7 protein-coding genes are annotated in these 11667 nt (G+C 57.4%); 3 read left to right on the top strand and 4 right to left on the bottom strand.

Going from position 1 to position 11667, the window contains the following annotated elements:
• Positions 1 to 6 precede the first annotated feature (6 nt).
• From JSS95_15385 to JSS95_15370, 4 genes are all read right to left on the bottom strand, one after another.
• Positions 7 to 2811, bottom strand: a complete 2805-nt coding sequence (locus tag JSS95_15385) for a PIG-L family deacetylase (GenBank protein ID MBS1801195.1) — start codon at positions 2809 to 2811, stop codon at positions 7 to 9.
• 51 nt (positions 2812 to 2862) lie between these two features.
• A complete protein-coding gene (locus JSS95_15380) occupies positions 2863 to 6198 on the bottom strand; it encodes a TonB-dependent receptor (protein MBS1801194.1) in 3336 nt (1111 codons plus the stop codon).
• Positions 6199 to 6381: 183 nt separating this feature from the next.
• Complete coding sequence (locus tag JSS95_15375; protein MBS1801193.1) at positions 6382 to 7353, bottom strand: carbohydrate kinase family protein; 972 nt, start codon at positions 7351 to 7353, stop codon at positions 6382 to 6384.
• 6 nt (positions 7354 to 7359) lie between these two features.
• On the bottom strand, positions 7360 to 8400 hold the full coding sequence (locus tag JSS95_15370) for a LacI family DNA-binding transcriptional regulator (GenBank protein MBS1801192.1): 1041 nt from the start codon (positions 8398 to 8400) through the stop codon (positions 7360 to 7362).
• Between the two features lie 135 nt (positions 8401 to 8535).
• Between JSS95_15370 and JSS95_15365 the strand changes: the two genes are divergently transcribed.
• The 3 genes from JSS95_15365 to JSS95_15355 all read left to right on the top strand — a co-directional run bounded on the left by JSS95_15365 (position 8536) and on the right by JSS95_15355 (position 11640).
• Positions 8536 to 9264 carry a gluconate 2-dehydrogenase subunit 3 family protein gene (locus JSS95_15365; GenBank protein MBS1801191.1) on the top strand — a complete coding sequence of 243 codons (729 nt, stop codon included), beginning with the start codon at positions 8536 to 8538 and terminating at the stop codon, positions 9262 to 9264.
• 30 nt (positions 9265 to 9294) lie between these two features.
• On the top strand, positions 9295 to 10866 hold the full coding sequence (locus JSS95_15360; GenBank protein MBS1801190.1) for a GMC family oxidoreductase: 1572 nt from the start codon (positions 9295 to 9297) through the stop codon (positions 10864 to 10866).
• A gap of 81 nt (positions 10867 to 10947) precedes the next feature.
• Positions 10948 to 11640 (top strand): hypothetical protein, encoded by a 693-nt coding sequence (locus tag JSS95_15355; protein MBS1801189.1) that lies wholly within the window; start codon positions 10948 to 10950, stop codon positions 11638 to 11640.
• Positions 11641 to 11667 lie beyond the last annotated feature (27 nt).

The following is an 11667-nucleotide window of genomic DNA, read 5'->3' as shown; positions in this document are numbered from 1 at the left end:
TCACGGTTATTTGAGTTCCGGGTTCTGAGGGAGGCTCAGCATGTTTGCGAAGATGCGAAATGCTCCTGGAACTCCCAACGGCAACTGACGATAAAACGCGTATGCGTTGTAGATGTAAACACCTTTGCCGTAACGCGCGTAGATCAGGCCGCCCTTCTGTTCCGGCTGTCCTTTGTCGTGGGTCTCAAGCAGTGCAGTGTATCTAGGATCCCACGATTGCAGAAATTTGGAGCCACGCTCTTCAATCCAGCCATCGAAATCTTTCTCTGTGATCTTATTCGGCCAATTGAAGACTGGATTGCCCGACGCGAGAATCGTAACTTTCGACTTCTCATCTGTTACTTCTTCCGGATCACCGCTCATCACGTATGGATAGGGGCCATAGTTGTGGTCATACTCCGGGGTGTTGTATTGCACAATCGCGACTCCGCCGTTCTCAACATATTTAAGGAGCCGCGCATTATTGGTGACAAGGTCGGGACGTACCGCGTAGGCGCGCACACCAAGCACAATAGCGTTGTATTTGCTCAGGTCCGAGCTTGCCAGATCCTGCGCCGTGAGATACGAGACGTGGACGCCAATTTGTTCGAGCGCCGCTGGAACGTCGTCTCCACTGCCCTCGATGTATGCGACGTTCAGACCGTGGGCGACTTTTACATCCGTGCCCGTCGTGGAGTATGTTGCCGGCGAGTACAGGAAGTAGGGACGTAACCCGACATAGCCGGTTGTAATGTAACCTTCCTCGTACTTTGTACCGTCGAGTTCAGCTACCGCAATAACCTTATATTGTTTTCCTTCTTCTACTTTTGGAGCGACAGTGAAGCTGACAGTTTGTTCTTCTCCAGTTTGAGTAAAGCTAACCGGGATTGAGGACGGTTCCGCCGTCCAGCCCGCAGGTAAAGTGAGGTGAACAGTTGGTTTCACCGGCCCCTGTTCGTTGTTCTTCAAGCGGACACTGACGGTGGTGGACTTGCTCTCCAGCGGAATGACTCCCGCAGCGGGAGAGAGGGCGACCGAGATTGCAGGGCCAACAGGCATCGGGTAGCGAAGCAGGCCGGGGCCGTTTACCTTGCTCACGACCTGTACAACGGCAGCCATATTGATCGTGGCTCCTTCAAAGCCAAACGATGCCCGTGCCTCAAGTGGGTAGGGAGAGAGCGGAACGTTCTTCTTCGCAGTAGAGTCAACTTCGTAGAACGCATTTTGCAGCCCTTCGCGTTTGAAGTAAGGGCGCGTAAACGGCTCATCGGTTGGGACCTTAACATTGAACCTGAGGTCGACCGCTTTCGATGGTGCAAGAACTGAAGGTGCCGCGGCCTCGTCCTTGACCTGCCAGTTGCCGCCAGACGTGGCCTTCAACGTCACGCTCTTGATAGTGAGATTCGAGTTGCCGGGCTGATAGATGTGGACGGCGACAGGAAACGAGAGACCGGGAGTCGCCATCTGAAATGTAGGGCGGGCGCCGCGGAACATAGCCATCATCGGGTCGTCCTTGCCGGCCTGCGTCACATCGGCGTTGAGGGAGATCTGCAGTGCGGCAACGAGAGCGTCGTTGAACTGGCGTTGCTTCACTTCGAGTTCATGAAGTACGTTGTACTTCGCGTTTGCGGACATCGAGCCGTCTTTTACATTGGCGATAAGGGCTTCAACAGCGATCTTCCCTTTTGCCAGAAGAGGAGCAACAGCGGAGGGTTGCTGAGCGGAAAACTGAGTGATCGCTTTTTCGACAAGCGTGTTGATCTCATCCAGCTTCGTGTGCAGAGCAGGCTGGTCCTTCTGGTCTGCGAGCAATGCGATTCCATCCAGCGTCGTGTCGATACCGTCGAAGAAGCTCTGTTCGGTGGGTTGTGCGTCGATGTGCGACCCAAAACGGTGATACGCACTTGGCTGTGCCTGCGGCAGTGGAACGCTGGGGCCGCCGTTCTGCGAGGCCTGGTATCCGAGGCCCTTGCGCGATACCTGGGAGTACGTTTCGCCGATGACGCTGTCATAGGTGCCGGATGGAATCGCAACCGTAACCGAAGGCTTGCCCGGCTCCCACTTGCCGGTAATGTGATTGGTTACGCCTACCGGACCCCATGTGTGGTTTGCATAGTCGTACATCCCCTTCTCGGAGACGCGAAAGAAGGGAGCGCGTGCGTAGGTCTTCACCGGAGCCCAGGGCAGTAGACCTTCCTTGATTTGTTCGGGGAACATCTTGGGATCGCCCGCCGCCTTGAAGACCTCCTGCGCCATAAGACCTGCCGTTGCGTGCTGACCATGGCCATCGGTAGGCCCACCGACGAAGACCGAGCAGACAATCAATGGCCGAACGGTTCGCACAACTCGCACTGCCTGCTCAAGAACTCGGTCGTGCCCCCACTGGCTCAGCGCTTCATCGAGCGCTTTGGAGAAGCCATAGTCGGCCATCGACGTGAAGTATTGCGCGTCGAGCCCGTAGTATCGACCCGCCTGCAAAAGCTCTTCGGTGCGAACGAGGCCCAGCGCATCCCAGTAGTCGGAGGACATGACATTCGCACCGCCTTCACCGCGGTCGAGCGTCAGTAGCGCGACGCGGGCGCCCTGTCCTCTGCTCTCATACGCAAGCGTGGCGCCGTCTTCGTCGTCGGGGTGAGCGACGATCATCATCACGCTGGCCCGGGTATGCAGCTTCTTGAGCGCCTGCCACGTAGCCGCCGCTCCTCTGTCGGGTGGGACTGGGGTCGCATCGACTATTGGCTTGGGTGTTTGCGCATAGAACAAACTTCCCGATGAGATGAAACAAGCACACGCCGCCAGCGTGCAGACTGACTTCTTGACCAAACCAGACATAGAAGACCTCGCGGTCAGCCTGTCCGTGACGAGCAGGCTGACCCATTCAAGTTAGAAGTAGAACTTCGCTGCGAGCTGCACCTGCCGTGCCGTATTGGTGACACTGCTGATGCGGCCGAATGGGTTTGGTGTCGTAATCGATGAGCTCGGGTTCGCCAGATTTGCGTGATTGAATACGTTGAATCCCTCAAGCCTGAACTCGAGCTTACGTGCATCGGTGAACGAGAACTGCTTGAACAGGCTCATGTCGAAGTTCCTGCGTCCAGGGCCTGCAAACGCGCGCGGACGGCATGTGCCGAAGGTTCCTACGGTTGGTTGTGTAAATGCTGCCAGATTGATGTAGCGGCCCGTTCCGGTGATGCTAGTCAATGCATTGCGATCGTGAGTTGTATTCGTGAACGCGCCAGCATTGCAGTTTGCATAAGATGCATGGTTTCCGCCGGTCTGGCTGGCATCGTTACCTGTTGTAACGTTGAATGGATTACCCGCCTCGAAGCTGGCGATCAGGTTGTATTGCCAGCCGCCGATCAGTTTTGCTGCCGTTGAATCGTTATTGAGCACGAGGCCGTTCTTGCCGATCGGTAGCTTCCACTGCCCGCTCACCACAAGACGATGACGTTGATCGAAGGGTGACTGCGAATACTCGTGCGAGTAGTCGTATGCGTTCTGCGGCGTAGACCCTGCCGTCAGGTTGTCGGCATAGTCGCTGAAGTTATGCGCCCATGTATAGCTGACCTGATATCCGAGGCCGTTGGTCATCTGCCGCCGGAGGCTTGCGATTAGCCCGTTGTAGTTGGTATTGCCGTCGTTCGTCGCATACTCCAGAAAGGCATGAGCGCCGCCATTGTTCAGGTTTGCGTATGGGAAGACGACATTCGGTGTGCTGCCTGTAAAGCCGGTAACAATGCCTTGATTGGCGTTACGCAGACGGTTCATCTTGTGACCGATGTTGCCGACGTAGATCATTTCGAGAGTTGTGCTGCGGCTTAGCTGGACCTGTGGCCCTAAGCTGAACTGCTGCACGTAGCTCGTCCGCTGGTTCTTGTCCTGCCAGTTTGTTTTCTGAATATAGAGCGGAGTGGTTGAGTTGGAGTAAGCCGGGCCAGGAAAGCCATTGCGAAGCTGAAAGATGGTTCCAGCGGCGACGGTTGTGCGTGAATCGTTGACGAATTTGAGGAACGGCTGGTTCTGCGCGAGTTGCGACTCAGAGCCGATACGGTTGACGTACTGATAGAAAACTCCGTATCCGCCGCGAATCACGACGCGATCGGTTGCCTGATAGGAGAAGCCAACGCGGGGAGCGAAGTTGTTCTTGTCCGGATTGACCAGGCTGCGTTGCGCCCAGCTTCCGCCCTTCGCAACAATAAGCCCTCCCGCTCCCGAAGGATCGAAGTTTGCAAAAGAGTCTGTCCGGTTGAGTAGAGGAGAGTAGAGCTCGTAACGCGTTCCATAAGTAATGGTCAGATCGTGCGTAGCTCGCCACGTGTCCTGAGCAAAGAGCGAATTGCCGATCTGGTAGTTATGTGCCACAAGATAGCTGTTGAAGAAGGTTTGACTGACGTTGCCTAGCAGAAAATCGGCCCAGCCAAAACCGTTCGTTCCTGTAAATACGCCCGAGAAGCCCATATAGCCTTGCGGTGCCGTAAGGTCGAGAAAGTTCGTCGTCGTGCGGTGATATTCGTAACCGAACATCAAGCTGTGATTGCCCTTGAGCTTGGTGAAGTTATCCAGAAACTGCCATACACCCGCTGCCTGAAACTGCGGGCGGAAGAGGTCAACGCCAATCCTGCGGAACCCGCCGCTGATGTTGAACGGTGGAAGGCCGCCCGACTGAGGAGTGACAGGAATGCCAGTCAGTCCGACGCTGGGAGCAGCCGATGTGCCAAGCGTTACGCCGATCGGGTTGCTGTGCGCGCTGTCGCGGCTCCAGCCGAAGCGGAACTGATTCACCGCAGTGGAGGAGAGGGTCGTCGTGAGGCCAAATGCAACACCCTGATTACGGATCTTATAGTCTGTGGCGAATCCGCCGTTGCCTATATCGGAGTTCGACGTCCACGGCGGGTCCTGGCGATGCTGGTCGAGGAAGCTGTATCGCGTGAAGAGCTGATTGTGCGAGTTGACGGTGAAATCTGTGCGCACATCAAACGAGTTCACCTGCTGCGGAAGCTGGTACTGATAGACATAGTTTGTTGATCCGTCCCATGTTGGCGGACCAGTGTTCGGATCGGGCAGGAGCTTTGCAACAGCGAGAGCAACAGGATCGATGCAGCCCGTCTGCACGACTTTCGCGACGATGCAACCAGACTGACTTCCAAGCCCGACAGGGTTGAAGGAAACCTCGCTCATGTTGCCGGTCTTCATTGCTGCCGAAGGAACGACGGAGCTTACTGTTGTTGACTGTGTCGAGCGAAGGCCCTGGTAATCGCCAAAGTAGAAGAACTTTTCGCGGATGACATGGCCACCCACCGTGCCGCCAAATTGATTCTGGCTGAAATTGCCCTTCGGCAATGGTACCCCTGTTGACGTACGTTTGTTGATCCAACTATTCGCGTCGAGGACGCTGTTGCGCGCATACTCCCAGGCGCTTCCGTGCAAGCTGTTTGTGCCACTCTTTGTGGATGCGTTGACGATAGCGCCGGCCGATGTGCCGAACTCAACGGAGTACGTGCGAGTCTGGAGACGGAACTCCTGAATCGCGTCAGGCGGAGGTTGAACGTTCTGCACGGAGCCTTCCTGCAGGTTCGTCGATCCCGAGTTATTGTCCACGCCATCAAGCGCAAAATAATTTTGTGTCTCCAGGTTTCCATTGGAAGAGAAGCGATCGGCCGCTTGATTTGCCACTCCGGGATTTTTGAAGATACCCGGCTCAAGCAGAGCCAGGTCCGCGTAGCGGCGCGCATTCAGCGGCAGATCGTTGATCTGCGTCGTGCCAATAACATTGCCCACGTCGGCCGATTGCGTCTGAAGACCTTGAAACTCTGAACTCACTTCGATGGTGTCGCTCGTGGCACCGGGAGTCAGGTTGAAGTCGACCTCAGCACGGCTCTTCACATGGATCTCGACGGCCGCATTCTTCGCCGTGCTGAAGCCTGTGGCGGACGCTTCTACCGAGTAGGTTCCCGGAATCAATGCGAGAGCCTGATAGGAACCGTCGTTGTTCGTTTTCAATACCGTGGTAACGCCGGTAGCAACATTGCGAATCGTGACCGTCGCACCGGCGATCACCGCGCCCGTGGGATCGTGAAGCGTACCCGTAATGGAGCCGTTATCAAGCTGTGCGAGCGCAGGCTGCGGCGTGAAGAGAAACGCCGCGGCCAGGAACAGGCACATAAGCGGCATAGGCAACGAATGGCGATGAGAAGAATTTCCTGTGCTTCCAAAACCCATCTGACGACCTCCTGAGAGCCGTGAGCTTCTGGTTCAAAGAATGCTCCAAAGCTACCGAAAACCCAGAAAATATCGGTATCGTTATCGGTAACGGAATGAACCGAAAATACCTCCGCGAGATAGGAGTGTCAATAGGAAATGACAAATTCAATAAAAAATTGACAAGAATTGCGTTTATGACGCCTATACGGATCGGCGGCTTTTCGTGGATTTGATCGAGGCCATATACCGGCGAAATTCCTTCGGCCCGGGAAGTCCTTGAGAGCCTCCGGGTTGCGAGGCGGAGAGGCTGCCGCAGATATTTCCTGCACGAAGGCAGTCGTCCCAGTCCGCGCCATGAAGAAACGCGTGCAGAAATCCTCCGTCGAAGGCATCGCCCGCCCCGGTTGCATCCACGACCGCGATCGGAAGCGCCGGCTGGCGGTAGATGTGCCCATTGGCCATAAGCATAGCCCCTCGTTTTCCCAGTTTGATGACCGGGATGCGTACCCAGTCCTGGAGTTTTTCCAGCGCCCTCAAGGCATCGGTTGTGCCGGTGATCGCCTTGCCTTCATGTTCGTTGGGGAAGATAAATTCGCAGTACTTCACGATCGAGAGCAACTGTTTGGGCGACAGGTCGGGATTCCAGCCGAAGTCGGCCGAGATCGTGATGCCCGAATCGCGCAGCGCCTTCATGACAGGTATCCATTTTTGCGGGCGGCGCAATGCGCAGGCGAAGTGCACATGCCGCGCCTTATGCAGTTTGGCGATGACCGCTTTACTCGACAACAGGTCTTCGAGGTTTCGGTTGACGGGATCGTGCGTCATCATCATGCGGTTGGACTGAAAGGCCACCGATGCCGTAAGTGCGGTCGCCTGTTCTTTGCGGACCTCGCACGCAGTCACGTCGAGCCCCTCCCGCAGAATCTCTCCCCAGGTCGGAAGGCTCTCGGCATCGCCTCCCACCCGCGTCACGATTGCGGTCATGCTGCCAAGACGGCTAGCCGCGAGCGCTGAAGTGGCAAGGCCGCCGCCGGGAGCAATCAAAAAGGAGTCGGTTTTGACCTCCTCGCCAAAGCGCGGCTGATTGCGCAGCCCATAAAAGATCATGTCGGAGAAGAACTCTCCAAAAACCACCAGATCGAACTTGTTCGCCGTCTCTTTGCGGGCTGCCATGAGCGCTTATCCCTTCTTTCCTGGTCTCGTGGAAACTTCAAGGTGCTTTGTCGTCGCGCGATGAACAAGGCGCGGCATGACACTCATGCTGCGTGCCTCTTCAGCACCCTTTTTCTCAATCGCTTTCAAGGCCATTCGGGCTGCGCGGACGCCGATCTCTTCCGAACAAAGATCGATACTGCTGATACCAATACCCATCGAACATATCTGCAAGTTGTTCCCACAGCCCATGACTTGAAACTGGTCGGGAACACGCAGGCCCTGCGCGATCGCGGCGTCGCGTGCGCCGACGGCTAAAGAATCGGAATAAGCGATCACTGCTTCAGGCCGGCTGCGTCGCTGGAGCATCGTCCGCACAGCTTCGAAGCCTCGCTCGTATTCGTCTCCGCCCGCCTTTGCTTCGACAACCCACTCCTGGCGAATGGGGACGGACGCCTTGTGCAGTGCCTCAAGATATCCGCTGAACCGCTGGTCTGCCACGGCGGTACGTGGACCGCGGAGATATGCGATGCGCCGTGCGCCGCGTGCCAGAAGGTGCTCGCCAGAGAGACGGCCAACTTCGCTCTCGCGCAGGCTGACGGAGATGGCCGTCAGTTGTGCAGGCTTCTGGCCCAGATACACCAGCGGAACGCTGGTCGTTCGCAACGCCTCCGGAGCATCCGAAACGTCGTCGCGGCCATACAGCAGCAGCGCATCGACCTGCCGGGACAGATGAAGCTCCGCCTCGCGCTCCTCCGCTTCTGGGTCGCCGTCGGCTGAAGAGATCACTACGGCATAGTTTGCCGGCCGAAGAACTTCATTGAGGCCTCGACATATGGCGGCAACGCGCGGGTCGTCGAGTTGCGGTACGACAAAGCCGATGGTGTACGTCTGGCCGGTCCGCAGGCTGCGCGCGGAGATGTTGGGCCGGTAATTCAGCTCCTGCATGCGTTTCAGAACGCGCGCCTTCGTCTCGGCACTCACGTCTGTCTGACCGCGCAGCACCTTGGAGATCGTCATCTTGGAAAGATTCAGATCGTCGGCAATGTCCTGAAGACGGATAGCCATGGTTAGCAGTTTTGCTATGCTAGCGCACACTTTGCCGGTTTTCGTAGTCCGCTCTGCAAAATCGATTCAGAGCGCCGGCTGGAATCTTAACAAGGTGGTTGACGACGGTTACCGCTAACCCTTACGATTTCGCCTATGAAACGGCGTGATTTTGTAAAGGGTTTTGCAGTCGCCACCGCAACCGCGAGCACTGCGCTTGGACAACAGCAGCCTGCATCGAATGCAGCGGAACAAAACGCTGCCGGGGCACATCCCGCAGCTCCTCCAGCCTCGCGTGTAACGGCCCGTGCAGAGCAGTTGGCACGGTTCCATACACCCAGTATCCCTCTCTCGCAGCCCGATCTCGTAGCTACGACTGAGGCACGGTACTTTACCCCTGTGCGTTATGCCTCGCTGGTGCATCTGTGCGAGATCATGATGCCAGCGGGCGACGATTACCCCAGCGCGATGAAGGCCGGGACGCCGGAGTTTCTCGACTTCTACATTGGAGCTTCTCCCGCCGACAGGCAAGCCATGTACAACGATGGACTCGATCGCCTGAACGCCGACTGTATGAAGCAGTTCAAGGTCCCGTTTGCCAAGGCGGACGAGAAACAGGCAGACGCCGTAATCCGGCCCCACTTGAAGGGATGGATGAACGACCATCCACCGCGTGAGGGGCAGGAGAGGTTCGTCAACCTCGCGCATCGCGACATTCGCGAGTTCACCATGAATTCGCCTGCATGGGCCGCCGCGGCGGAAGCTTCTGGTGAGCGCACACCGGGTGTGGGCCTCTACTGGCACCCCATCGATCCCGGTATCCAGACATGGGTCAGCCACAGTGCGTCCAAGACGGCATCGACCACGAAGCACAAGCAGGCATAGGCATTCCCCAGAGAAGAAAGTAGAGAGCGCATGGCACAGAAGAAGGTTGACGTCCTGATCATCGGGTCGGGACATACTGGCGGAATGGCCGCAAAGATTCTGACGGAAAAAGGTATCTCCTGCACCATGCTGGACGCGGGCCCGATGCTGAACTTTGAAAGGTATCGCGAGCTGAAGCCAGCGCACGAGCTGCCGTTTCGCGGCGTCGTAGCTCCCGGCCGGTTGCCGCATGTCTATCAGGCAAACGACTTCAGCGCGAATTTCTGGGTGGATGAAAAGGTCGTCCCTTACTCCTACCCGGAAGGGCAGCAGTACAACTGGGTGCGCGTGCGAAGCATCGGTGGACGCTCTCCCGTCTGGGGACGCCAGTCCTTCCGCCTCAGCGACTACGAGTTCAAGAGCAAGGATCACGACGGCTTTGGCGAAAACTGGCCGATCACGCTCAAGGAACTGGCGCCGTACTACTCCCGCGTGGAAGAGATCTTCCGTGTGACGGGCCACACCGACGGCCTGCCTCAGTACCCGGATGGCAACTTTATCGAAGACAACTCGCCATGGTCAGGCGCAATGCAGCGGTTCGTCGACGCCGGCAAGAAGCTGGGCGTTCCCGTTACCAAGCCCCGTTCTTCGCTCGGCAAGGACGGTATGGCTGCCTCACTCAACCTGTTGCTGCCTGATGCCGTAGCCACCGGCAAACTCACAACAATTCCAAACGCAATCGTGCGTCAGATTACGGTGGACAAAAAGACAGGCCTGGCAGATGGTGTGGTCTTCGTCGATCGTCACTCACATCGTGAGATGGTCATGAAGGCCCGGGTTGTCGTCGTTGCCGCAGGCACGATGGAAACGACTCGCCTGCTGCTGGCATCGGAGATATGCAACTCGAGTGGCGTGCTCGGGCACCACCTGACCGACCAGATCTACGGCGCGGGAATCATCTGCTCGGTCCCTGAAGCGCGGGACGGCAAGGGTACCCCCGGCCTGATGGGCGGCGGTGCTCTCATACCGCGTTTCCGCAACCTGGAGACGAAGAGCAATGGCTTCCTCCGCGGTTACGCTGTCAATGTCTCGTGCAGCAACGGGCCGTTTGATGCGCGCGCGTTGCCCTTTTACGGTAAAGAGCTCAATGAGAAGCTCAAGAGCTACAACGGCAGCCACTTCTCCACCAACATCATGGGCGAAACGCTCGGCCACTATGAGAACCACGTGTCGCTGAACAAGCAGGTATTGGATGCCTGGGGCATGCCCACGCTGAATATCAATACCAAGTACACCTCGAACGAAACCAACATGACCAAGGACTATATCGACACCATGGCGGCGATGGCCGAGGCCGCGGGCTTCGATATCCTGGTCAAAAACTACGAGTTCAACCCGCCCGGCTACTCCATCCACGAGCAGGGTACGGCCCGCATGAGCGATGACCCGAAGAAGGGCGTCGTCAACAAGTGGAGCCAGAGCCACGATATGAAGAACCTGTTCATCACCGATGCCAGCGTCTTCGTCAGCGCAGGATGGCAGAATCCAACGATCACCATGTGCTCGCTGGCCATGCGCGCGTCGGAACATCTGGCGGAGGAGATGCGCAAGGGCAACGTTTAGCGCTCTGGCGTAATCTGAAACATCGGGAGTGCCGTCTCCTCGAAGCAGACGGCACTCCTTTCATTGGGGAAGGGGTTCTGCGTGCGGAAGTTACTGTTGCTGCCTGCCATTTTGACGGGTTTCACTGTGGGCATTCACGCACAGGATACGGGTGCTGCAGCGAAGCCCCCTGCCGCGGCAACGACTGCTGCGGCCCCGGCTCAGCCCATCGCCTTCAATCACATGCAGCACATGCAGACGGCGAAGATGTCCTGCAACGACTGTCACGAGCCTCGCGGCGACGGGTCGACGCTGGCGATGCCGCAGGCGGCGAAGTGCATGAAGTGTCACGCCTCGGTCGCAACGGACAACCCCGACGTCAAGCGCCTGGCTGAGGCCGCGAAGAACGAAGACCCCATCCAGTGGGTTCGCGTCTACCGTGTGCCATCGTTCGTTACCTTCAGCCATAAGACCCACACCTCCGCCGGCAGCGCATGCGAGGACTGCCACGGCCCGGTCGCCGAGCGTACCGCCATCGCCGTGGAAAAAGAGGTGAACATGGCCAACTGCATTGGCTGCCACCAGGCCAAGGGAGCGAAGGCGACATGCGACACCTGCCACGCCATCATGTCGAAGAACGGCCATTCGCCATTTGACATCGATGCCACCGTGCTCGCCCGCCTTCAAATCCCAGCCGCAAAGCCGACAACGATTGTGGAGGAATTGCACAGCGGCGCGCGCATCACGCCGCAACTTGCAACGCTTGCCGCCTTCCTTCACGCGCCGACGCTTTAGCCAACCTCAAGTTTGCAATGTCGCTAC

The sequence above is a fragment of the Acidobacteriota bacterium genome (genome assembly GCA_018268895.1).
GTDB lineage: Bacteria > Acidobacteriota > Terriglobia > Terriglobales > Acidobacteriaceae > Edaphobacter.
The sequence above is the reverse complement of the archived record's forward strand: the minus strand, read 5'-3'. Positions and strand labels throughout refer to the sequence as shown.

Coding starts and splice junctions, on each gene's coding strand:
- JSS95_15385 (MBS1801195.1), bottom strand. CDS start 2,811: ATGTCTGGTTTGGTCAAGAAGTCAGTCTGCACGCTGGCGGCGTGTGCT.
- JSS95_15380 (MBS1801194.1), bottom strand. CDS start 6,198: ATGGGTTTTGGAAGCACAGGAAATTCTTCTCATCGCCATTCGTTGCCT.
- JSS95_15370 (MBS1801192.1), bottom strand. CDS start 8,400: ATGGCTATCCGTCTTCAGGACATTGCCGACGATCTGAATCTTTCCAAG.
- JSS95_15365 (MBS1801191.1), top strand. CDS start 8,536: ATGAAACGGCGTGATTTTGTAAAGGGTTTTGCAGTCGCCACCGCAACC.
- JSS95_15375 (MBS1801193.1), bottom strand. CDS start 7,353: ATGGCAGCCCGCAAAGAGACGGCGAACAAGTTCGATCTGGTGGTTTTT.
- JSS95_15360 (MBS1801190.1), top strand. CDS start 9,295: ATGGCACAGAAGAAGGTTGACGTCCTGATCATCGGGTCGGGACATACT.